The organism is Xanthomonas translucens pv. cerealis (assembly GCF_006838285.1).
GTDB classification, from domain to species: domain Bacteria; phylum Pseudomonadota; class Gammaproteobacteria; order Xanthomonadales; family Xanthomonadaceae; genus Xanthomonas_A; species Xanthomonas_A cerealis.
In genome coordinates, this window is the sequence record NZ_CP038228.1 from 1,541,750 (window position 1) to 1,565,009 (window position 23,260).

The window sequence follows — 23,260 nt, forward strand, 5'->3', positions numbered from 1 at the left end:
GATGTCGCCTCGCGAAAATCTCGATGCATTCAAAGAGCGCTATAACCCAATCGATTATGCCTACCGCAACGGCACAATCAGTCGATTCGTGCTCGCCACGTGGCGGGAGCAGCAATTGCGGACAGTACTCAAGCACGCCAAAGATAATTCTGTTTTTTATGCCTCTCGTCTCGACAATGTTGACGTGGACAGCATCACAATCGATCAGCTCGAAGCAATCCCGTTCACTACTAAGGACGACTTGCGGGAGCAGATGGCCGACATAATGTCAGGCACAATCAATGATGCTATTTACTACTACGAGACTACCGGCACGACCGGTGCCGCGACACCGTGTCCTCGAGACAAAAAGGAGAGCTACGCGAGCAATCTGCAACTCAAACATGCTTACGAAGACATCGTCCGTGCGAACTTTCCGGAACAGCATCGGCCGGTGATGGCCGTCCTCGGACCAACCGAGGCCCATTCCTTCACAGACACGCTTGGAGCCATCGGCTACGACCTCGATATGTGTGTAGCCAAGATATGGCCGGGCTCGCCGATCATAGGCTTCGAAAAGTGTCTGGACCTGCTGCGCAAGCTTGATGTCGAGATCGTGGCTACCGCTCCGGGCCAGGTAATGACCTTGGCGAAAGAAGCACTGCGTCGTGGACTGGATCCAAAGCGAGATTTTAAGGTAAAGGTATTCATGCTCAGTGGAGAGTTGTGCACGCCCGAGCTTGCAGCCAATCTCGAGAGCCTATGGGGTGCGCGCGTTTACAACAGCCTGTACGGTTCGCAGGAAGCCTTCGTAATCGCTTCAGCTACACGCGAAAATCGCTTGCGCCCGCACGTGCCTAACTACATATTCGAAATCGTCAATCCAACCACGGGCGAGAGGCTCGGTGCTTGCGGGCATGGCGAACTCGTAGTGACCTGCTTGGTTGACGGTGTAAAGCCGTTGATCAGGTACCGCACCGGGGACATTGTGACCCTCACCGACAACGGCGGTGAAAACCTGTTCGCAGCCTTCGACATTGAAGTCGTAGGTCGCGTTCGTGACGCGGTTGAGATTAATGGCAAGAACTATACGGCGGCGCAGATCGAGTCTGCGCTCATGCAGGATGTTCTCGGCTGCGTTGGCTATCAGATATTAATTGGGAAGCAGGCAGAGAATGACACGCTGCTGGCCAAGCTTGAGGTGCCGGGGTTGGAGGCAGACGCCACCAAGGCTCTGTTGCAGAAGATCCGCGATAATGTACAGCAACGCTTAGCCTGCGAGTGCACGCCGATGATGGTAAACGATCTTTCTGAGCACGTTAACATGGGGGGATGGATAAAATGGAAGTCGGCACGTCTAATTGATGGCCGCGAAGCCATTTCTTCCGACGACCAGGCCGCAGAACTGACTACCGAAACGCTATTGGCGAGACTCGGCACGCGATGACTCTTGCCATCGCGCTGCTCGGCTCTCATTCCAGCGATCTAGAACAGCTGAAATACTGGCGTGACCAGTACATCGGAAGCAATCCAGCCAGAGAAATCATGTTCCAGGAACTGGAGGCAATGCGGAACCAGGCGTCCTACCAATTCGCGTTCTACATGCACGATGAGTTGGTGGGTGGAGCCCGCCTGACATCAGTGGGCCACGGGCTGACCCTGAGCGAACGTCTTGCTGATGTGCGCGCACTGACCGGCGCGCAGAGCCTGCTGGAAGTCAATCGCTTGGTGGTGCGTGAGGACATGCGTGGTACGACAGTGGCAACGGACGCGCTACGGCAATGTTTTGGCTGGGTTCGCGAGTGGACCATCCATAGCGGACTGGTCGCCCTGTGCCAACCACATTTTGTACGCCTGTATCAACGCGTGGGCGCTCGGGTAATCGCAGCAGGCATACCGGCGCCAGGTATTTCGACCAAGCAATACAGTCTAATCAACCTGATTTTTGAGGAGTAACCATGAGTACGGATTTCATCGCGCGTCTTGAAGCTGCGGTAGCGCAGGAGTGGGACTACATTCGAACTGGTCGTTTCTGGGACCAAGTCTTGGCACAGCCAGTCACCACCGATCTCTACCGTCTGCTGATGGAGCAGATCTATCACTACACGCGGCACAACTCAGTCAATCAGGCGACGGCTGCATACAAGACCGACCCACAGAAGCGGAAGTTGCTTCGCTTCGTATACAAGCATGCACTTGAGGAGCTCGGGCATGAGGCGATGGTCGTCCATGATTTGACCGTCAAGGGACTCCATGATCCTGCACGGCTGCAGCAGCGGCCACTTCCGGCAACGCAGGCGCTCATTGCCTATCTGTACCAAGTTGCCCTCGAACGCGGAGCCATTGCCCGCTTGGGCTACAGCTACTGGGCTGAAAGCTGCTACGGACACATTGACGAGATCCTAAAGAAGATTTCAAAGGATCTGAACCTTACTCCAAAGGATATGAGCTTCTTCGTCGCTCACTCCGACATCGATGCTAAGCATTCCGAGGAGGTAATTGAGGCCATTGGAGAAAATGCACTGTCGCTTTCAGAGCAGGAGGACATAATCGACGTGGCCACGACGACGCTCTACCTGACAGGACAAATACTCGAGCAGGTCGAGCGTGAGTACCGCCAATCTCTGACGACGAGCAGAAGCGCAGCCTGATTGCTGCGACATTCGCCAAGGGGGCCACTTGCAATTCCAGCACGCCTGCCGACTAATGAAGTTCTGTATCATCGTCGGATCCAGTCGAAGCGAAGGTCAGAGCGAAAAAGTTTGCCGTCTGATTCAGACGTATCTGAATGAAAGGGCGAGTTGCGATTTCATCTACCTTCGCGAATACCGGATCGACTTTTGCGATGCGGATAATGCTTGCGATTTACAGCCGTGTGCCGTGAACGACTCGGTGCACGGATTAACCCAGCGGATGCTGGACGCCGATGCTGTGATCTATGTGCCAGTGGTTCATGCGTACGGCACGAACAGCCGTTTTCAGGCGTTTCTGGAACGTGTCGGCTACGGCTTCTTGCGCCCGCTCGGTCGCCCACTGCGCGACAAGCTTGCCGGCATCGTTGTGGTGGGACGGCGTTATGCCCATACCAGCATCTATTCGCAGATCGTCCTGAATATCCTGCTCAATAAGATGATTCTGGTGGGCGCGGGATTTCCGGCGACGTTCGTGGGCGGTGCCTGCGATGCGGAGGCGACCCAGGCAATGTGTGAAATGCTGGATCGCATGGTGGAGGTCGGCAGGCGTCTTTGGAATAGCGAAAATCCGAGCGCGCAATCAGGTGGATAGTGCACTGTGGAGGTGATATGTCGTTAGCAGATCAGAGTTCCGACAACGCTAGAATCGATCCGGCATTCGATGTAGTCGGCTGCTTTCTTGGTCGCGCGCGTCAGTTTGCGGATCGGCCCTGGCTCCATCAGCCAATCGATGGCCGCACGCGCACCATCAGTTGGGGTGAAGCGGCACACGAGGTTTGCTGCATCGCTTCTGCGCTCCGTGCCATGGCGTTTCCCGCCGGATCTCGCATCTGCATTAGCGGACGTAATACCGCGCACTGGATCCTGGCAGATATAGCGATCATGCTGGCGGGGTACGTGCCAGTCGGCCTGTTTCCGGGCCAGTCTTTGGACAACACGCGGTTCATTCTGGCGCACACGGATGCCGCTGCCATCTTCATTGGGCCATCAGAGGACCTAGCTACCACTCTGGCAGCCGTGCCCTCCAGCATACATACGATTTCGCTTCCATATCCAACTGTGCCGCAGATGGAGCAGTCATGGGATCAACTGGTCACGCAGCATTCTCCCTTGCTTATCGAGAATCGGCCGCCGCCGCTGGTCGGCGAAGTGGCGATGCTCTTGTACACATCCGGTACAAGCGGGCGACCGAAAGGAGTCATGTTAACGCATGGCAACATCGCGTATACCGCGCGTATGGCACTCGCACACGTGTTCAAGCCAAACGGGAAGCAGCGGCTGGTTTCGTACCTGCCACTTGCGCATGCGCAAGAGCGCCTCACTTGCGAGGCTCTAAGTCTGTTGGTCGGGGCAGAAATTCACTTCTTGGAAAAGCTGGAGTCGCTCAGCCGCACCCTAGTCGAGGTAGCGCCGACGTTCTTTACCGGCGGGCCGCAGGTCTATGAACGCATGCGTGGTGCCATACTGGATCGGGTGCCGCCCGCCCGCCTGCAGCGATGGCTACGCGTCCCATTGGTAGGCCGCGGAGTCGCATACGCGTTGCGTCGCAGACTTGGCCTGCACCGAGCTGCGTTGTGCGTAGTGGGCGGCGCTAAGGCGGCAGATGACCTGATCAACTGGTTCGCCGAGCTCGGTGTTGGTGTTCGGCAGGGTTACGGATCCACCGAGAATTGCGGCTATGTGGCGTGCAATCTGGCAGGATCTGAACGCGTCGGTACCGTGGGGCGTGCACTGCCGGGAGCTGAGCTCCGGATTGCGGTTGATGGCGAACTCCAGTGTCGTCACTCTGGCACCATGTATGGTTACTTCGGCGACCCTGATGGCACTGCGCAAGCGCTCACCGCGGATGGCTACTTCCGTACGGGCGATATCGGGATCCTAGATGCCGATGGATTTCTGTCGATTCGCGGCCGACTCGGCGACAAGCTGATTACGCCTGATGGGGCCTCGCTATTTCCCGGTGACGTGGAAAGCGCCGTAACAAGCCACATGATCGCACAGATGTGCCTGCTAAGTTCCGAGCGACTGAAGCCGACCTTGGTGATCACCCTTAAGCCGCAAGCCCAATCTCAGTCCAGGCTAGAAGTCGAGTCGAACCTCACCGACGTGATTGCACACGCTAATGCTAAGCTCGAAGTGTCGGCACGCGTTGATCGCATCCTGATCGCCAAGGCTCTATGGATGCCCGCAGAAGGACTTGTGACGCCCACCATGAAGATCCGGCGGCGTGAGATTGCGCGAGTTTATGGTCCGCTCGCCCAACAGGCGGCATCGCGGGACCGCAAGATTGTATGGGAAGACGAATGCGCGGAGTTGGATAATTGCGCTATCGCAGGATGCGGTGTTTCCCATCCGGTGCCGGCGCATGAATGCAATGATTCCGAAGAATAAGCCTCGTCGTCATAGGGCTGTGGTCCTGCTGGGGCTTGCACTGCTATGTGTGTTGTATGCCGCGTGGCCGCGTGTTGCTTATTTTGCACGATTGCACTATCAAATTTGGCAGGCTGGCCTTTCAAGCCATACGCGACAAGTTGGGACTGTTCGTTGGAGTTACTATGAGGATGGCAAGGGGCACACGGTGGTGCTGCTCCATGGTATAGCGTCGACCAAGGCCGTTTGGCTGTCGGTGGCTCCGCAACTAACGCGTCGCTACCGGGTGGTGATCCCAGACTTACTTGGTTGGGGACAGTCGACGGCTTTGGATGTCGCTGGAAGCCCAAGCCGCGCGACTAGAGCGTGTTATGAACTTTTCGGCGATGCAGCTATCGTAGTGGGATGCAGAGCAAACGCCCATATCCGACCGATATTTCCGACGAAGAGTGGGCGTTTGCGGCGCCTTACCTGAGCCTGATGACGGAGCAAGCTCCGCAGCGCAAGTACGCATTGCGGGCGATGTTCAATGCGCTGCGCTGGATGGCGCGTGCTGGAGCGCCGTGGCGCCTGCTCCCCAACGACTTCCCACCATGGGAAGCGGTTTACCAGCAGACGCAGCGCTGGCTGCAGGCGGGCTGCTTTGAAGCCATGGTCAGCGACCTGCGTTCCATCCTGCGTGTCGCCCAGGGGAAGCAAGGCCAACCCAGCGCCGTCATCCTGGACGGGCGGACACTGCAATCCACCTGTGAGAGCGGCCCGCGCGCCGGTTACGACGGCTATAAGCGGAAGAAAGGCAGCAAGGTGCATATGGCAGTGGATACGCTCGGGCATTTGCTTGCAGTGCAAGTCACGCCTGCCAACGAACAAGAGCGTGCTCACGTGCGCTCGCTGGCGCAGGAGGTACAACACGTCACCGGTGACACCGTGACGGTGGCATTCGTGGATCAAGGCTATACCGGCCAGGAGCCGGCACAAGCGGCTCAGGAAGAAGGAATCGATCTGCACGTGGTGAAACTTCCCGAAGCCAAGAAAGGGTTCGTGTTGCTTCCTCGACGCTGGGTCGTCGAACGCAGCTTCGGCTGGGTCAACCGCTTCCGTCGGCTTGCACGCGACTACGAGCGCTTGCCGGAAACCCTGGCTGGCCTGCATTTCGTCGTCTTCACGGTCCTCATGCTCAGCAACGCTGCCGCCATCCTTCAAAGTTCATAACACGCTCTAGAAGCGTTTCTTCGCGACATTCACATTCTCAACTTCACTCTGGTAGGCCACTCGATGGGTGGGGCGATCGCCGGCATCCAAGCGGCGGAAGCCCCGCAGCACGTGCGTGATCTCGTATTGATTAGCACATTTGGCCTCCCGTCGAGGGAAAACGACTTTGTTAGAGCGATGCGTGCCGGCCACAATCCGTTTCTCTACTCGGATGCTCCTGGCTTTGACCGCGCGATGGCATACTCTTTTGCCACCCCCAAGACGGTTTCGATGCGAGTGCGCCGCGCCTTGGTAGCAGCCAATATCAGCCATGCGGCCATAGTGCGAAAGACCTTCGACGCACTGAGCAAGCCTGGGGCCCATTGCGTTACAAGGTCGGCTGGGGAGTTTGCAGCTGCCTGTATTGGCGCTATGGTGCAAGAGGGACGGAATCATTGATGTCTCCGCACTGGCGTCGCTGCAGGCAGGGCTCGGCGCGCGTTTGCAGTCGGTGGTTCTGGATCGATGCAGCCATATGCCCATGCTGGAGCGCACGGATACGGTGGCGAAAGAGATCGCAGCATTTATTGATGTGTGCGGACCACAGGCGGGAGGGGGCTAACGCATGTTGTCAGAGGGGCGCATGAATGTTGACCGCGCCTCGGATTAGCGCTTTGTCGACTCTGATCGAGAGCCTATCGGCTCGGTCTATTAGACCATACTGAGCGCTGCGAAGAAACGCTCAGGCAGGGAAGTGCTTGCGAAAATAGGCACGCACCTTGGGCGAGCGGGCGTTACTCGCGCCCCGCTCCACTTTGCTAATGCTGACCTTGGCCAACTGGGCAATAGCGCGCTGGCTGTACTCGCCGCTAACCAACAGGCTGTAAATGTGCAGACGATCGCCGATGTCATGGAGCTCGCGGTCAGTAAGTAGCTGTTCAAGCAGCCAGCGAATTTCCTCTGGCGAGTCGATGGCCGCAAGGTGTTCCATTAATTGAGTTATAAGTAATGAACGCATTTGGCAGAAAGTATGATTAATTTCTCAAAATATATCTGTTCATCACATACAATTCAACCGGTCTCGTACTAGCTGGCGGCCAGTTAGGAGGTGCCGCGGATGCTTAAGATGATAAATCTACATTATCCCGCGTGAATCCACATTGAAATTCGCCCAATCTTGTAGCTTGAATAGCATGTAATTACGTGGTATGCAATGCATTATGAAATAATTCGAGTAGGCTGCCACGGCCCGCGGCGAGGTGTACAGCAAGGCAAGCACCCGTCGGTGGACGCGGTGCGGGTGGCGCTGGGCAATACCGGTTCCAAGACCACGATCCACCGCTACCTAAAAGAACTGTAGTAAGAAGAAGGGCAAGGTCTCGGCGCCAAGGTCGCCGACCGACCAGGCCCTGCAGGACCTGGTCGGTCGGCTTGCAGCCACACTGCATGAGGAGGCTGAGACGCTACCTGGCTAGTCCCGGCCCAGACACGATGACACCCAAGCGCCTCTGGATCAAATCGCTCTTCTGCAAACCTCCAATGGGCTGTTCTGCCGCGCATTGGCGCGCTGTCGCCGATATCCGCTAGCTGCGCGTTCGCGCCGAGCACGCCGCAGTTGCCGTCGGCAGCCGGTTCGCTGGAGTTTGGGCGTGCCCTTCACCAATCCGTTATGGGACCAGCTGTGCTGCGTCATGTCCGATGCCGATGCCCTTACGCTGCGCGCGCATGCCCTCGCCTTGCTGACCAATATGCCGCTGCCCGAACACTCGGGTAGCTACGTTAGCCGCAGGTAGATGGCGAATAAGAAAAGTCAATCCAGGCGCGGATGGGGCATGCACTGCTCCAACCCGCAGCGAGCATCGCAAACGGAATGGAAGCTTCGCAGCGAGCAGGACGGTTGGCAGGCAGATTGACTAAGTTACAGGCATGAAAACCTCAAAAGTCAATCTCAATGCATTGCGCTCGAACTTGTCTTTCCCCGCGAGGACCAGCCTACGCCGGCCGGGGAGCAAGCTGTACACAGCACCCGCGACAGTCAGCCGCCGCTTGGACGGCCACCGGCCAAACGGCGGCGGCTGGAGCCAGCCACTCACTCGCACAGGCACGATGAGCCCAGCGACCGACGCGGTATCGCTGCGGAGCGGCGCCCGGACAAAATGCCGGCTTACGCCAGCACCTCGTCCTCGTCATCGCAGCGCATGCCACAACCACCAAGGCATGGTTCGCAGGCGCCGGCAGAGCTTCGCCTGACCGAACAAACGTCAGACCGGGCGGCTGGAAAGCGACCGCGGGAGCAGCAAGAGCCGTATCGGCAGCCAAAGCGGGCACTGCATAGCGTGGAGTTGACGCCGGCGGATCTTCGGCTGGCCGAACATCAGCTCGACTCAGCGGAAAAAAGACAGCTGCAGGCAGAGCGAGAGCGTTATCGGCGGCAGTTGAGTGCGCCCAGCCGGTTGACGCAGACCCACAACGCTCGCCTGAGCGTCTCCATGGCGCAGGACAATGCGCTGGCGCGTCGCATGGACTGCAAGCTGGCCCTGCCCTTCCTGGATGAGAACGCCCACGCGCAAGTCAATGCGCATTTGCTGGACAAATATCTTCAGATGATTGCCAATGCAAGGCGGTTCACAGGCCCGGGTCTAACGCACCGCGATCTCGATCGTTGCACCGAACTTGCGGCGCAGTATCTCTACAAGACCGGTTGGTTCGACGGTGCATCGCTGAAACAGCTGGCCCATGTGGCCAACAAGCTGAGCAAGCACCCAAACCAAACGGCGTGTATGTATGCAATCGCGTGGATCGCTGGAGAGGTGATCCAGGCCGATGCTCCGTTGGGGCTGGATGGTCCCCCGTCAATGCTCCTCCTGAACGCGTTCGCCAAGAACACCGACAGCGCCAGGTGCGAACGCGCGGCGGCGCGTCTGGCACGTCACCTGCTACGTGAGCACAAGGCCTGGCAGTCCATGAACGCGCAGGGCATCGGCCTGGTACTCAATGCCTTCAGCAAGTGGTCCGATAACCCAGACTGCCAGTCCATCGCGCAGTCGCTTGCCGAACTGCTCGCCAGCAACAGGAACCTGCGTCACGCGATGGATGCACAGAGCGTTGCAAACACGCTCAACGCCCTGAGCAAATGGCACGACGCGGAGCTGTGCAAAGTCGCCGCCAGCGCGTTGGCCTTGCGCCTGGCCACCGAGCGCGGTTTGTGCAATGCCTTCAAACCGCAAGAAGTCGGAATCGCGTTAAACGCCCTGAGCAAATGGCACGACACGCCTGACTGCAAGGATGCCGCCAGCGCGCTGGCCTCGCGATTGGCCAATGATGGCACTTTACGCAACGGCCTCGAGGCGCAAGGCGTAGCCCAGGTGTTGAACGCCCTGAGCAAATGGCACGACAGGGAGGCCTGCGCGGTGGTCGCAAGCGCGCTGGCCTCGCGATTGGCTCATGATCGCGACCTGTGCAACGATCTCAACTCGCAAGGCGTGGTCAGCGTGCTCAACGCCTTGAGCAAATGGCCCGACACGCCGGTGTGCGCCACCGCCGCGGAGGCGCTGGCGGCGCGACTGGCCGACGATCCCGGGTTATGCGACGCCCTCGAAGGGCAACACATGGCCAATGTGCTCAACGCGCTGAGCAAATGGCCCGACATGCCCGACTGCCAGGATGCAGCCAACGCACTGGCCTGGCGACTGGCCGGCGAGTCACGGTTGCGCGACGACCTCGACCCGCAAGGCATGGCCAACGCGCTCAATGCCCTGAGCAAATGGCCCGACACGTCGATCTGCGCTGCCGCGGTCAAGGCGCTGGCGGCGCGCCTGGCCGCCGATCCCGGATTGTGCGACGCCCTCGAACGGCAACACATGACCAACGCGCTCAATGCCCTGAGCAAATGGCCCGACACGTCGGTGTGCGCCACCGCCGCAGAGGCGCTGGCGGCGCGACTGGCCGGCAATCCCGGGTTGTGCGATGCACTCAACCCACAAGAAGTCGCCAACGCGTTGAATGCCCTGAGCAAATGGCCCGACACGCCGGTGTGCGCCACCGCCGCGGAGACGCTGGCGGCGCGACTGGCCAACGATCCCGGGTTGTGCGACGCCCTCGAAGAGCAACACATGGCCAACGCGCTCAACGCCTTGAGCAAATGGCCCGACACATTGCTCTGCGCTGCCGCCGTCGAGGCACTGGCCGCACGCCTGGCCGACGATCCCGTGTTGTGCGATGAGCTCGAACCGCAAGGTGTGGCCGTTGCGCTGAACGCCCTGAGCAAATGGCCAGATACGTCGGACTGCAAAGATGCCGCCAACGCACTGGCCTTGCGACTGACCAACGATCCCAAGTTGTGCGACGCCCTCGAGCAGCAGGAACTGGGCATCGTCCTGAATGCCCTGAGCAAATGGCCCAGCATGCCGGTCTTTGCCGATGCAGCCAGCACGGTGGCTTCCCGGTTGGCGAACGAGCCCGAGGTGTGCGGCGACCTCAACGCGCAAGGCGTGGCCAAGGCGCTCAACGCCATGAGCAAATGGCCCGACAGGCAAGACTGCAAGGATGCCGCCAACGCATTGGCCGCGCGGCTGCTCAACGAGCGCGATTTGCGCAATGCCCTCAACCCACTGGACATGGACCACGTGTTGAACGCCCTGAGCAAATGGCCCGACACGCCGGTGTGCGCCACCGCCGCGGAGGCGCTGGCGGCACGACTGGCCGAGGATCCCACGTTGTGCAACGCCCTCGACCCGCAAGGCCTGACCAACGCGCTGAACGCTCTGAGCAAATGGCCCGACACCTCTCTCTGCGTTGCCGTGGTCGCGACACTGGCCTCGCGATTGGCCAACGATCCCGGGTTGTGCGACGCCCTCGAAGGGCAACACATGGCCAACGCAATCAACGCCTTCAGCAAATGGCCTGCGGTACCGCGCTGCACTGTCGCCGTTGAGGCACTGGCCGCACGCTTGGCCAACGCATCCGCGTTGTGCGATGCGCTGGAACCGCAAGAAGTGGCCATTGCGCTGAATGCCCTGAGCAAATGGCCTGGCACGCAGGTCTGTGCGGACGCCGCAAGTGCGGTTGCTTCGCGGTTGGCGAACGAGCCTGGTTTGCGCCACGCGCTGGATCCGCAAGGCGTGGCCAATACGCTCAACGCCCTGAGCAAATGGCCCACTACCGCGCTCTGCGCTGCCGCGGCCAAGGCACTGGCCTCACGACTGGCCGACGATCCCGACTTGTGCAACGCCCTCGCGCCGCAAGGCGTGGCCAACGCGCTGAACGCCCTGAGCAAATGGCCCACTACCGCGCTCTGCGCTGCCGCGGTCAAGGCACTGGCCTCACGACTGGCCGACGATCCCGGCTTGTGCAACGCCCTCGCGCCGCAAGGCGTGGCAAACGCGCTGAACGCCCTGAGCAAATGGCCTGACGTATCGCGCTGCACTGTCGCCGTAGAGGCACTGGCCGCACGCTTGGCCAACGCACCCGGGTTGTGCGATGCGCTGGAACCGCAAGAAGTGGCCATTGCGCTGAATGCGCTGAGCAAATGGCCCGGCAGGCGGGTCTGTGCGGACGCCGCCAGTGCGGTAGCGTCGCGGTTGGCGAACGAGCCTGATTTGCGTCACGCGCTGGATCTGCAAGGCGTGGCCAATGCGCTCAACGCCCTGAGCAAATGGCCCGCCACCGCGCTCTGCGCTGCCGCAGCCAAGGCACTGGCCTCACGACTGGCCAACGATCCCGGGTTGTGCAACGCCCTCGAAGGGCAACACATGGCCAACGTAATGAACGCCTTGAGCAAATGGCCCGACACGCCTGACTGCAAGGATGCCGCCACTGCGCTGGCCTCGCGACTGGCCGACGATCCCGCGTTGTGCAACGACCTCGACCCGCAAGGTCTGGCCAACGTGCTCAACGCCCTGAGTAAATGGCCCGACGCGCCGTACTGCAAGGATGCCGACACTGCGCTGGTCTCGCGATTGGCCAATGATCGCGACCTGTGCAACGACCTCGACCCGCAAGGTGTGGCCAACGTGCTCAACGCCCTGAGCAAATGGCCCGACACGCCTGACTGCAGGGATGCCGCCAATGCGCTGGCTTCGCGACTGGCCGAAGATCCCGCGTTGTGCAACGACCTCGACCCGCAAGGTGTGGCCAACGTGCTCAACGCCCTGAGCAAATGGCCCGACGCGCCCGACTGCAAGGATGCCGCCACTGCGCTGGCCTCGCGATTGGCCAATGGTCGCGACCTGTGCAGCGGCCTCGCGCCGCAAGGCGTGGCCAACGTGTTGAACGCCCTGAGCAAATGGCCCGACACGCTTGACTGCAAGGATGCCGCCACTGCGCTGGCCTCGCGACTGGCCGACGATCCCGCGTTGCGCAACGATCTCGACCAGCAAGGTGTGGCCAACGTGTTGAACGCCCTGAGCAAATGGCCCGACACGCCTGATTGCAGGAATGCCGCCACTGCGCTGGCTTCGCGACTGATCGACGATACCGGGTTGTGCAACGACCTCGACCCGCAAGGTGCGGCCAACGTGCTCAACGCCCTGAGTAAATGGCCCGACACGCCCAACTGCCAGGATGCCGGCAATGCACTGGCCTCTCGACTGGCCAACGATCCCGGGTTGTGCAACGCCCTCAACGCGCAAGGCGTGGCCAACGCGCTGAACGCCTTGAGCAAATGGCCCGAGGTGGAATTCAGCGGGGCCGCCACTGACGCCTTGGCCTGGCGGTTAGCCGACGAGCGCGTTTTGCGCAACGCCATGTTTCCTATTGAACTGGCCCAAGCACTCAACGCGCTGAGCAAATGGCCCGGACGTACGAACTGCGAGCAGGCCATCGACGTGCTGGCCGACAGGCTGACCGAGGACCACGAGCTGCGACACGCCATGCAGGCGCTAGACGTGGCAGTGTCACTCAATGCGCTGAGCAAAGGCCTCGAAAGGCCGGCGTGTCAAACAGCAGCGGTGCTGCTCGCCGAATACGCCGGCTCGGCCGCGGTGCCGTGGCAGCAGTTCGAGATGCGTGGGCTGGTCATGGTGGCCAACGCGATGTCCCGCCTGCGGCACTTGGACGATGAACAGTTGCAAACCCTGGGTGGCGCCAAACTGCGGGCGATGGCCGGGTACCTGGAGCTGCACCGCGAACGTTTTGAGGCAGCCTCCGCCGGAGAGATCGGGGTGCTCTTCAAGGCCCTCGCATCGGCGCAACTTCATCGCCAGATGCGTCCGCTGGCAGGGCCAGCACTGGAGCGGGTTTCGGCGCTCGCGCAGGACGACGGATTACGTGAAACCAACCTTGAGGGTCTCGGCAACCTGTGCATGGGACTGTTGCCATTGATCCGCAACCCGGAGCTGATCCCTCGCCATCGCAGCCGCGCATTGCGCTTGTTCAACGCGTTGCAGCCCATTGCCGAGCGCAAGATCGACTTGTACCTGGGCGGCGCTGGCGCGCAGGCTTCGGCCGACACCGACCAGCACGCAACTCGATGCCCGGCGTTGTCCTTTTTCCAGATGCTCAAGGCCTATGGGGTGGTCTCCCGGCAATGGAAGACGCGCCATGTCGAAGGCGCGCGCAAGCAAGTGCAGCAGCGCCGCGAGGAATTGACGACATGGGTAGAGCGGACGCTGGAGCGGACCCGCGAGGCCATCGAGGCGGACCTGGGCGAGATGAGCTGGAACTTGATCGCGCAGATCGAGGCCGGTGACCAGGTGTTTGACACGCTGGACCTGCGCATGGCGAAGGAGTCGGCGAAGATTGCGCAGGCCCATCCACCAAGCAGCTTCGACCTGGACAGCGGGCGCTTGAGCATGCGCTCAGCTCCGGGCCAGCCTGCCGCCCCCGTCACCGGCACCGGCAGCACGACGCATGTCGTGGTCGACATGCGGGGCAAGGAAATCTCGAACAATCTGGCCGAAGCGGACAAGCCGTACTCGCTGTTCGCGCGTCTGACCGGCCTGCCGCTGGTAGAAGTCCAGCTGCCGGGGGCGATTTCGACGTTCATGCTGGCGCGTACGTTCAACTATCAGGATGAGCCATGGCGCTTCGACATGTTCGGCGGCAGCCGCGTCGATGGCAAAAAATCTGCCAGCAACGGCCTGTCGCTGCCAAGCCGACCTGAAAAGACCTCGCTGTTGCCGGCGTTCCGCTATGCCGACACCGTCCCGGGCAGCAGCCTGATGCAACTCGCAGCCAAGCTTGCCCCGCAACGTGAGGACTGGTCGCGCATGCAGCGCTCGCTGATGGAGATGGTCCCGAGCGACCATGTCGTCGAGGGCACGCTGCGCCTGGGCTTTTTCGATGATGTCGAAGGCCCTGCGCACCCGTTCAAGCCGTTGGCATCGGATGGGAGCCCGCTGGCGCTATGCCCCAACGATGGCTGCGGCTTTCTGAAGTTGGAGGTGGCCTTGTGCATCCCTGCCTTCCGCAAGCGTTACGACGCATGGCAAGCGGCGCAGGCCGGCCAGGCCAGCCAGGAGCAGCGCGAGCTTCTGGCCGTGGACAAGGGTCCTTCGATGATGCCAGCGCAGGCGCTGCAGCACTTTCCGCGCGACGAGGCGGCATTGCGGGAGGCGCGCGAGGCGATGCAGCAGCGGCTGAAGGCGCTGCCGCCTGGATCGGGTGAACTCCTCTCGACATACAGGCTTGCCGTCGGCGGCGGCTACCAGGGCCAGAGAGTCAGGGCGGTGCCGTCCGCCGATGACAAGGTGCACCTGCCGCGGCAGCGCAGCCAGGCCTTTGACGGCGCAGGCGGTCCCTTGCTGCTCGGCAAGCCGCCCTACGACAAGGAGAACCTGCTGCCGGTGCCGGAGGAGCGCGTCGCGACCGTGGCGCAGGGCGACGCCACCGCCGAGTTCCTCTCGCAGTCGTTCGGCATCCAGTACAGCTACACCGGCTTCGACGACGGATCGGGCGACGATCCCCCTATGCTGCACAGCAAGGGCATGCTCATCGTGGTGCCGAAGACGAACTGGCCGGCCGATTTCGCCAACAAGGACCTGGTCTGCTCCAAGGAGGATCTCAAGACGCTGTCGAGCTGGACCACCGGCCGCGACCGCGATGCCTTGCCGCGCGACATGCGCAGCACCGGCAGCCTGCGGCTCAAGGACATCGTGGAGCCCGGGCGTCTGGGCGCACTGCCGATCGCGGAGTTGCGCAAGCGCAACATGGATACCGACGGGGACGACGCCTTCGTGTACGCAGGCTACCCCAAGCTGGCCGCGCTGATTTCGCGGGTGATGGCCGAGCGCGAGGTGAGGCTCGGTCGGCAGCAGTCCTTCAAGCCACCGAAGACGGCCACGCCGGCCGTCGACCCCGTCAGTGGTCACTACCAGGCCGGGCGGCTGTCGGAGATCATCTCCTTCAAACGCGGTCAGCACATCACAAGCGCGGCCGCCACCCTGGCGTCGCGCTTCATGGCCCAGCCCGACGAGCTGCGCGAGGCGATGGCGCGCAGCATGATGTTCGGCACCTACGATGGCATCGAGCGCGACCTGCGCAACGGCTTGCGCGAGATGCTCGAAGGCGACGCCCGCGATCCACAGATGTTGGCAGAACTACGCACCCAGGCGCAGGAAGCGATCGGACGCGCCCACATGCCCGAGGCGCGCGAAGCCGCCGAGTTGCTGAACGCGCAGCTGGCTGGACTTGCGCCGGGTTCGGCCGCCAGCAGCGACGCGCCGCGTCTGCCCGACGCATTGGCTGAGGCGTTTCCACTGCTTGCCCAGGCCTACGAGGCCGCGCCTGGCGTAGAAGCGCGCATCCACGCCATCCTCGACAACTACCCGGTGTGCCGGTTATCGCACGCGCAGTTCCCGAACGGGCAACCGGGGCTGGTCCGGAATGAGCCTGAACTGAGCATGCGCAACCTTTTCACCATCGCGATCAAGGTCGGCACCGATGCGCTGAAGTCCGACACCGGCACGGCGCTGTTCGCCAAGATCGTGGAGGCGTGCGAACGATCCGAGCGGGCATTCGCCGAGCGCGTGTCCATCGTGCCGTACGGCAAGGCGACCGCCCGGGCCATGCACGAGGGGCGCTTCGATCCCGAAAGGACCAAGGGACTGCTGCAGCGCATGCCGTCGATGGCCGCCGGTGTCATGGAAGACGCGCTTGGTGCGCTACAGCAGGCAGGCCTGATCGCCCCGCCGCCGTCGCCGGCAGCGCGTTTGCGCGAGGTTCGGCGCGAGGACATTGCGCTGCAGGCGCAGGCCTTGCGGACCCGAGCTCGCGAAATGGAACCCAAGGTCACCGACATGCTGAGCGGCGTTGCCGCGCCCCATGGTGGGCGACTGGAGGGAACACAGCATCAACTGAAGTCGCACGGCTCGCTTCTGGCAAAGCTCGAGCGGCAGATGGCGTTGAAGAAGCAGACCCTGGAAGAAGCCGTGGCCGGCATGAACGACGCGCTGCGCTACAGCCTGGTACTGGAACCGCAGGACTTCACCGCCGGCCTGCGCGGTGTGCTGGCCGCACTGGACGATCAGGGGCATGTACGGGTCAAGCTGAGCAACCACTTCAACACGTACACGTACCGGCAGAACTTCAAGGCGGTCAATGTCACCCTGCGAAGCCCGGAAGGCGCGCTCTGGGAAATCCAGTTCCACACCCCGCACACGTTCCAACTCAAGGAGCAATTCCATGACCTTTACAAGCGCTCATTTGCGCTGAAGCTCAGCGGCGCCTCACCGGCGGAGAAGCGCGAACTGGTCGCCCCTGCGCTAGCGGCTTTCAGTCGCGTAGCGTCGCCGCCAGGATGCGACGAGATCGAGGATTGGGAAGAGTCCAGCCCTTGACGCGGCGTATGCCAAGCACCAGTCAGGGCTGCCGATCGTCGCAGGCTCCGGCCGGGATTCGTGCAAAAGCAGCGATTTCTCCGCCCACTCAATCGCCTCGAGCGGGATAACGTCACATTATCCCGCCCAACGTATGAGTGCCCAACAGTGCGGCAACCTCTCAAGCAGGCAGCCGGGCGCAGGGCGCTGGTCCGGCGGGCAGCGGGCGCGCATCGCTGCAAAGGCCATGGACGCTAGACGGTTCCGCGCAAGGCAGCAAGAAGAGCCTTTGCGTCCGCAACCAGACTAGCCATCGCGGACCGCGCCCACAGGCGGTGCCTGGCAGTGGGGTTGCTGCGCCATCGGCAATGGCACCGATGCCGGGCGTGCCAGGTGCAGGCAGCGATCGGCCACGCTGGACAGGCTGGTCCGGTGCGACACCACGACCAGCGCGGTGCGCGGCAGGCGCTGGCGCAGCGTCGACAGCACCTGTTTCTCCGAAACGGCGTCGAGCGCGCTGGTGGCTTCGTCCAACAGGGCGATCCGCGGTTGCCTGAGGATCACTTGCGCCAGCAGCAGGCGCTGCAGTTCGCCGCCGGAGAGTTTGGTGGCGGCGCCGCTCAGGGGTGTGTCCAGGCCCTGCACGCCGTCGTGCAGGCGCGCGGCCAGGCCGACGTCGCGCAGCGCCTGCCACATCGCCGCTGCGCTAGCGCCCGGCTCGGCCCAGGCCAGGCAGTCGCGCACCGTGTGCTGCCACGGTCGCACGCTCTGGCCGACATAGGCGCCGTGCCGGACCAGGGCGCGGTATGCCGCGAAATCCAGCGTTTGTCCATCGCATTGTGCCGCGAACACGCGCGGTTCGACCATGCCGGCGAGCACGTCCATCAAGCTGCTCTTGCCGGCACCGGAGTGTCCGCAGATCAGGGTCATGCTGCCGGGCGCCAGGATCAGTTCGCCGATCGCGACCTCGGCCAGAGGCGGCGCCAGGCCGATGCTGTGGATCCGCAGCGGGCCATGCATGGGCGCGGCCGCGGGCGGCCTTGTCGGCATCGCCCGCGCCGTCCCCAGCCCAACATAGTGTTGCCATAGCTCCAGCGCCGGTGCAGCCGAACGCAGTTGCTGGAAGCTTTGCCGGGTCGAGACCAGGTACGGCAGCAGCCGTCCCAGCAACAGGCCGACGGTGATCAGCGCGCCGCGGTCGATGCCGTGCCACAGGCCGGCCAACAGCATGATCGCCGCGATGGCGGCGACCGCACTGAGTTCCAACAGCAGCCGGCCCGAGGCGACCAGTGCCTGCTGCCGCCAGTAGCCATGGCTGAGCCGGCTGGAGATCGCGGCGTAGCCGCTTTTCTCCAGGTCTTCGCGTTCGAACGAACGCACGTGGCGCAGGCGCCGCGGGAAATCCTCGCTGAGCCAGAACAGCCGGGTCATGTCGGCGACGTACTGGCGGCTGACCCGCGCCTGCTCGTGGCCGGAGATGCGGAACGCGAGCAAGGCCAGGCCCAGCAGCGGCGGCAGCGCCAGCACCAGGGCCGGCGAGACCAGAAAGGCGATGCCCAGGCTGACGCCGGCGGTGATGGCGGCCACAAGCAACTGCAGCAAGGCGCTGAAGCCCTGGACGATGATCTCGATGTTGTAGGTGAGCACGTTGGCGATTTCCGCCGAACTGGCGTCGGCAAGCGCCGGCAGCGGTGCATCGAGCAGGCGCGCGTGCACTTGGCGGCGCAGGCGCACCGCATGGCCGCTGGCCAGGTCAGCGGCCAGCCGCGCGCCCATCCAGCGCAGCAGGGCGAAGCCGGCGCTGGCGAGGACGAAGATCGCCGCCTGGGCGAGGATGCCGTCGGGCAACGCCAGCGCGTGGCCGCCGAGCGTCGGTGCATGCCCGGGTTGCACCAGCGGTACCAGGGCGACCGTGGCCACGGCGCCGGCCAGCGCGCACAGCAACGACAGCGCGACGTACACACAGATGCGCATCCGCTCGCCACGCTCCAGGGTGGCGCTGAACGCGTGCAGCAGCGACTGTGCCTGGTCGGGCACGGTGGTGTCGCGCGTGGTCATCGGTGGCAGCCTGGGAATGCCGGCTGTCCACTGGATGCCACGGCTGGCGGCGGCGGCCGTGTGGCGACGCCGCCGCAGCGGCCCTCGCCTGCGCGCGATGCCATGCTCATGGCACGCATCCGCTCTTCGCCACCGCGCTCATGGCAGCAACTGCAACAGGGCATCGACCGAGGCATCCGGATACGCGCCGCGCTGCAGTTCGTACACGCCCAACCGCTGCAGTTGGCGCACGAACAGCGACCATCCCGGTTGCGCGGCGGCATAGGGCTGGTCGGCGCTCAGGCGCTCGAGCAGCTCGTGTTCGGCGATGGGCCGCAACAGCTGCTGCGGATCGGCGGCGGCCGTGCCGGAGACGAACACTGCAGCGGCCAGCTGCAACGGCGCGGGCGCAAGACACGCGCGGCCGTTGCGGATATCGACTTCGTGCTTGGACACGCCGCTGCGGCGCCGGATCGTCGGCGCGGCGGCGATCCAGGCGCGCGTCGGCGCATCGACCAGCCGCAGCAGATCCGGCCGCAGGTGCAGAAAGTTGCCGATACCGGTAGCGAGCATGCGCTGCGGCTCGACGAACAACGCATCCTCGGCGAGGAACTGCAAGCCGCGCAGCAGGCTGTGCAGGGCCAGCGTGGACTTGCCGGAACCGCTGGCGCCGAGCAACAGCACGCCGCGCCCGCCGGCGCCGACACAGGCGCCATGCAGCGGCACCAGGCGCATCGCGCGCGCCGCCAGCACGAACACCGCGAATTCGATCAGTTCGTAGCGCACATGATAGGGATGGGCGAGCATGTCTTCCGACACCACCAGCAGCGCCCTGCCCTGCTCCGGCGTCAGTACCATGTAGTTGTCGGCGTCGATGACGCCGCACAACGCGCCTGCACCCGCATGCGTCCGCACCGGCGGCGGTTCCAGCGCCAAGACATAGGGCGCGTCATTGCGCGCGATCAGGTTCAGTTCGATGCGAAGCTCGGCCGCATCGGGCAACTGGTGCGCCGGTACCCCGCCGAATGCCGCTTCGACCAGCTGCAGCAAGGCCTCACTGTTGCTTTCGAACTGGAAGCGGCAGCCCAGCAACTGCTTGCCGAGGACATGGTCGCGCCGCAGCCGCTCGTGGAACGGATCGGCGGCGACGCCAGCGTACGTTGCGTCGGAGCTGGCCATAGGCGCCCAGCGTTGCGTGCGCACGGTCGAGAGCGGCATCGGGATTGGATCCATGGGAGTCGATGCGCGTGAGTGCGCGCAGCGGCGGCAAAGGTTGCGCGGCAGGTGCAGCAGTGCGCTATTGGCCGCGCACGCCGCTGCACCGGTGCAGCGCGTACAACCAAAAACGGCGCGGGCGGCACTTACAGCACCGCCACCTATGCGCGGCCACTGCTGCATGCGCCGCGGCATTGGTTGCCGGCGCCGAACGAGACCCTTCCGCCGATGCCAAAGATCCAGGTCAGCCATTCCTATTTCCTGCGCTACGATCCCAAGCAATGGGAGCGTGGCAAGCCGTATCCGCCGCTGGCCACGCTGCAGGTGGCCACGCTGCTGCGCCGGCACGGGCACGCGGTGACGCTGTTCGATGCGATGCTGGCCGACGGCGTGGAGGACTACCAGGCCTCGCTGCGCGCCGCGCAACCGGACCTGGTGGTGTTCTACGAGGACAACTTCAACTTCCTGACCAAGATGTGCCTGAGCCGGATGCGCGAGGCGGCCTGCCGGATGATCGCCGAGGCGCGCGCCGCCGGCAGCCGGGTGATCGTGGCCGGTTCCGACGCGTCGGACCATCCCGAAGCGTTCCTGGCCGCCGGTGCGCATGCGGTGCTGATTGGCGAAGGCATCGCTGCGCTGCTGGAACTGGTCGAACGGCTGCAGCAAACGCCCGACATCGATGCCGTGGCATGGGTGACGGACGTGGCCGATATCGCCAGCGTCGCGCTGCCGCAGCTCAACCGCGCGCACATCGGTGCGCGGCCGCCGGACCCGCGCCTGTCCGGGCTGGCCGCCTGGGACCTGGTCGATATCGAGCGCTACCGGCGCCTGTGGCTGCAGCGGCACGGCTATTTCAGCCTGAACATGGCCGCCTCGCGCGGTTGCCCGTTCCGCTGCAACTGGTGCGCCAAGCCGATCTGGGGCAACCACTACAAGCGCCGTAGCGCGCCGGAAGTGGCCGCGGAAATGATCCACCTCAAGCGCGCCTTCGCCCCCGACCATATCTGGATGGCCGACGACATCTTCGGCTTCCACATCGACTGGGTGGAAGAATTCGCCGCGGTGCTGGCCGCGGCCGATGGCTCGATTCCGTTCACCATCCAGACCCGCGCCGATCTCGGCAGCGAACGCATGGCCGCCGCGCTGGCCCGCGCCGGTTGCGCGGAAGCGTGGATCGGCGCGGAAAGCGGGAGCCAGCGCATCCTCGACAAGATGACCAAGGGCACCGCGGTGCAGGACGTGATCGACGCGCGTCAGCGCCTGGGCGTGCAAGGCATCCGCGTCGGCTTCTTCCTGCAGCTCGGCTACCTGGACGAGCAACTGGACGACATCCTCGCCACCCGTGCGCTGGTGGCGAAGGCGCGCCCGGACGATATCGGCGTCAGCGTGTCGTACCCACTGCCCGGAACCACGTTCTACCAGCAGGTGAAGAACCAGCTCGGCCGCAAGACCCATTGGCAGGACAGCGACGACCTGGCGATGATGTTCCATGGCGCCTACGACTCGGAGTTCTATCGGCGCGTGCGCGATCTGCTGCACCGGCAGGTGGATCTGCAGTGCAGCCAGGACACGCGGCAACCGCACGATTATGCGCAGGACTGGGCGGCATTGGATACGCAATGGCAGGCGCTGATCGCCAGCGAAGGCCGGCACCGGACCGACGCCGCCATGCCGTCGGTAGTCACTGCCTGCGACCGCGACATCTTGCCGGTGCAACGCCAATGACCGCGCACGCGACAGCGCACGCGCAAGCGCCCTGCTCCACCAACCCCCTTGACGACCGCGCAGTGCAGCCCGCGTTGAAGCATGTCGGCAAGGGCCTGCGGCTGGCGACAGAGACCCTGGCGCGCGAATTGGCGCGGCCGGGCAACGCGATGCCGCAGTGGAATCGGCTGCAATGGCAGCTGGCCGCGGCAGCGACCGCCGCGCACGGCATCGGGCCGTTGCTGAGCCGGCGATCGGTGTGGCCCGATCGCGACTGGAGCGCGTTCCTGGCCGGGCAGCGCGAGCACGTCGCCCATCGCTACCGGCGCATCGCCGCGCTGCTGCAGCGGATCGATACGCTGGCGCAGGCCGCCGGTGTGGCGATCGTGCCGCTGAAGGGCGCGGCCTTGCACGCGCAAGGGCTGTACCTGCCGGGCGACCGGCCGATGGCCGACATCGACCTGCTGGTGCGCGCCGAAGACGCCGCGCAGGTGGGCGCGCTGCTGGGCGAGCTCGGCTACGTGGCCGAATTCGCACAGTGGAAGCACCAGACCTTCCGCCCGGCGCAGGCGCATCCTGTCGCCAGCCTGGGCGAGCATCGCGACACGCCGATCAACATCGAGTTGCACCTGCGCATCCAGGAGCGGCTGCCGTTGGCCACCGTCGATATCAGCGAGCGGGTATTCCCGCGCGACAGCCGTCCGGGCTTGAAACCCTACCCGTCCAACGGCGCACTGATGAGCCATCTGCTGCTGCATGCAGCCGGCGGCATCTGCGGCCGCAGCCTGCGCTTGATGCATCTGCACGACATCGCGCTGCTGGCCACGCGGATGAGCGGCAAGGACTGGCGGGTGCTTTGCGACGCCAGCGATGGCGCGCCGTGGTGGGCGTGGCCGCCGTTGCAACTGATGCTGCGCTACTACCGTACGGCAATTCCGAAGGCAGTGTTGGCGCAGTTACGCGCGCAGTGTCCGCCGCTGCTGCGGCTGGTCTCGCGGCGGCTGGACCTGACCCACGCCTCGTGCTCGCAGCTGTGGCTGTCGGCGCTGCCCGGGATCGAATGGGCGCGCTCGCTCGGCGAGGTGCTGCGCTATCTGCGGCAGCGGCTGCAGCCCTCGCAGGAGAGCAGGCAGGAGCGCGCCGACATGATCCGTACCCAGCTGTGGCTGCAGGGCCAATCCTGGGTCGCGCTGCCGCAGCGGCGGCGCGTGCTGCTGCGCCTGCTGCGGCCGGTGCCGCGTATGGATACGCTGTATGCGGTGCGCAGCGCCTTGCAGGGATATGCGGCGGGTTAGGCAGGCGCGGTTTCAGCCGCGA

General features: G+C 63.6%; 13 protein-coding genes and 2 pseudogenes. 12 read left to right on the forward strand and 3 right to left on the reverse strand.

Annotated elements, in window-relative coordinates:
* Position 1 precedes the first annotated feature (1 nt).
* The 8 genes and pseudogenes from E4A48_RS06890 to E4A48_RS21555 all read left to right on the forward strand — a co-directional run.
* Positions 2 to 1,426 carry a phenylacetate--CoA ligase family protein gene (locus E4A48_RS06890; RefSeq protein ID WP_142742114.1) on the forward strand — a complete coding sequence of 475 codons (1,425 nt, stop codon included), beginning with the start codon at positions 2 to 4 and terminating at the stop codon, positions 1,424 to 1,426.
* Positions 1,423 to 1,935, forward strand: coding sequence for a GNAT family N-acetyltransferase (locus tag E4A48_RS06895; RefSeq protein WP_003474805.1), 513 nt, complete (start codon positions 1,423 to 1,425; stop codon positions 1,933 to 1,935). The genes E4A48_RS06890 and E4A48_RS06895 overlap by 4 nt, the downstream gene beginning before the upstream one ends.
* 2 nt (positions 1,936 to 1,937) lie before the next feature.
* Positions 1,938 to 2,630: an iron-containing redox enzyme family protein gene (locus E4A48_RS06900; protein ID WP_142742115.1), complete on the forward strand. Its 693-nt coding sequence runs from the start codon at positions 1,938 to 1,940 to the stop codon at positions 2,628 to 2,630.
* A gap of 55 nt (positions 2,631 to 2,685) precedes the next feature.
* Positions 2,686 to 3,264 (forward strand): flavodoxin family protein, encoded by a 579-nt coding sequence (locus E4A48_RS06905; protein ID WP_142742116.1) that lies wholly within the window; start codon positions 2,686 to 2,688, stop codon positions 3,262 to 3,264.
* 17 nt (positions 3,265 to 3,281) lie between these two features.
* Positions 3,282 to 5,063 (forward strand): AMP-binding protein, encoded by a 1,782-nt coding sequence (locus E4A48_RS06910; protein ID WP_142742117.1) that lies wholly within the window; start codon positions 3,282 to 3,284, stop codon positions 5,061 to 5,063.
* Positions 5,047 to 5,517: an alpha/beta fold hydrolase gene (locus E4A48_RS06915; protein ID WP_260608123.1), complete on the forward strand. Its 471-nt coding sequence runs from the start codon at positions 5,047 to 5,049 to the stop codon at positions 5,515 to 5,517. The genes E4A48_RS06910 and E4A48_RS06915 overlap by 17 nt, the downstream gene beginning before the upstream one ends.
* On the forward strand, positions 5,448 to 6,254 hold the full coding sequence (locus E4A48_RS06920; RefSeq protein WP_142742119.1) for an IS5 family transposase: 807 nt from the start codon (positions 5,448 to 5,450) through the stop codon (positions 6,252 to 6,254). The genes E4A48_RS06915 and E4A48_RS06920 overlap by 70 nt, the downstream gene beginning before the upstream one ends.
* Before the next feature lie 18 nt (positions 6,255 to 6,272).
* A pseudogene (locus tag E4A48_RS21555) lies at positions 6,273 to 6,692 on the forward strand (alpha/beta fold hydrolase); the annotation flags it as partial.
* 283 nt (positions 6,693 to 6,975) lie between these two features.
* On the opposite strand, the gene E4A48_RS06930 reads toward E4A48_RS21555, so the two are convergent.
* The gene (locus tag E4A48_RS06930) at positions 6,976 to 7,224 is read right to left on the reverse strand and encodes a Trp family transcriptional regulator (RefSeq protein WP_185910732.1); all 249 of its coding nucleotides are present in this window, start codon (positions 7,222 to 7,224) and stop codon (positions 6,976 to 6,978) included.
* 222 nt (positions 7,225 to 7,446) lie between these two features.
* On the opposite strand from E4A48_RS06930, the pseudogene E4A48_RS06935 reads away from it, so the two are divergent.
* Positions 7,447 to 7,699 (forward strand): annotated as a pseudogene (locus E4A48_RS06935) (DNA-binding protein); the annotation flags it as partial.
* Positions 7,700 to 8,308: 609 nt separating this feature from the next.
* Complete coding sequence (gene xopAD / locus E4A48_RS06945; protein ID WP_142742121.1) at positions 8,309 to 17,008, forward strand: XopAD/skwp family type III secretion system effector; 8,700 nt, start codon at positions 8,309 to 8,311, stop codon at positions 17,006 to 17,008.
* A gap of 285 nt (positions 17,009 to 17,293) precedes the next feature.
* Here xopAD and E4A48_RS06950 read toward each other — a convergent pair whose 3' ends face one another.
* Together E4A48_RS06950 and E4A48_RS06955 are read right to left on the reverse strand one after the other, a co-directional pair.
* A complete protein-coding gene (locus tag E4A48_RS06950) occupies positions 17,294 to 19,045 on the reverse strand; it encodes an ATP-binding cassette domain-containing protein (RefSeq protein WP_039009952.1) in 1,752 nt (583 codons plus the stop codon).
* A 138-nt stretch (positions 19,046 to 19,183) separates the two neighbouring features.
* On the reverse strand, positions 19,184 to 20,242 hold the full coding sequence (locus E4A48_RS06955) for a phosphoenolpyruvate carboxykinase (ATP) (RefSeq protein WP_142743122.1): 1,059 nt from the start codon (positions 20,240 to 20,242) through the stop codon (positions 19,184 to 19,186).
* Between the two features lie 174 nt (positions 20,243 to 20,416).
* Here E4A48_RS06955 and E4A48_RS06960 point away from each other — a divergent pair, with 174 nt between their 5' ends.
* Both E4A48_RS06960 and E4A48_RS06965 read left to right on the forward strand, forming a co-directional pair.
* Positions 20,417 to 21,964, forward strand: a complete 1,548-nt coding sequence (locus E4A48_RS06960; RefSeq protein ID WP_409976374.1) for a B12-binding domain-containing radical SAM protein — start codon at positions 20,417 to 20,419, stop codon at positions 21,962 to 21,964.
* A 62-nt stretch (positions 21,965 to 22,026) separates the two neighbouring features.
* A complete protein-coding gene (locus tag E4A48_RS06965) occupies positions 22,027 to 23,238 on the forward strand; it encodes a nucleotidyltransferase family protein (protein ID WP_185910733.1) in 1,212 nt (403 codons plus the stop codon).
* The last annotated feature ends 22 nt before the right edge of the window (positions 23,239 to 23,260 follow it).

Excerpts from the sequence above, each read along its gene's own strand:
- E4A48_RS06890 (WP_142742114.1), top strand. The coding sequence starts at position 2 with ATGTCGCCTCGCGAAAATCTCGATGCATTCAAAGAGCGCTATAACCCA.
- E4A48_RS06895 (WP_003474805.1), top strand. The coding sequence starts at position 1,423 with ATGACTCTTGCCATCGCGCTGCTCGGCTCTCATTCCAGCGATCTAGAA.
- E4A48_RS06900 (WP_142742115.1), top strand. The coding sequence starts at position 1,938 with ATGAGTACGGATTTCATCGCGCGTCTTGAAGCTGCGGTAGCGCAGGAG.
- E4A48_RS06905 (WP_142742116.1), top strand. The coding sequence starts at position 2,686 with ATGAAGTTCTGTATCATCGTCGGATCCAGTCGAAGCGAAGGTCAGAGC.
- E4A48_RS06910 (WP_142742117.1), top strand. The coding sequence starts at position 3,282 with ATGTCGTTAGCAGATCAGAGTTCCGACAACGCTAGAATCGATCCGGCA.
- E4A48_RS06915 (WP_260608123.1), top strand. The coding sequence starts at position 5,047 with ATGATTCCGAAGAATAAGCCTCGTCGTCATAGGGCTGTGGTCCTGCTG.
- E4A48_RS06920 (WP_142742119.1), top strand. The coding sequence starts at position 5,448 with ATGCAGAGCAAACGCCCATATCCGACCGATATTTCCGACGAAGAGTGG.
- E4A48_RS06930 (WP_185910732.1), bottom strand. The coding sequence starts at position 7,224 with ATGGAACACCTTGCGGCCATCGACTCGCCAGAGGAAATTCGCTGGCTG.
- E4A48_RS06950 (WP_039009952.1), bottom strand. The coding sequence starts at position 19,045 with ATGACCACGCGCGACACCACCGTGCCCGACCAGGCACAGTCGCTGCTG.
- E4A48_RS06955 (WP_142743122.1), bottom strand. The coding sequence starts at position 20,242 with ATGCCGCTCTCGACCGTGCGCACGCAACGCTGGGCGCCTATGGCCAGC.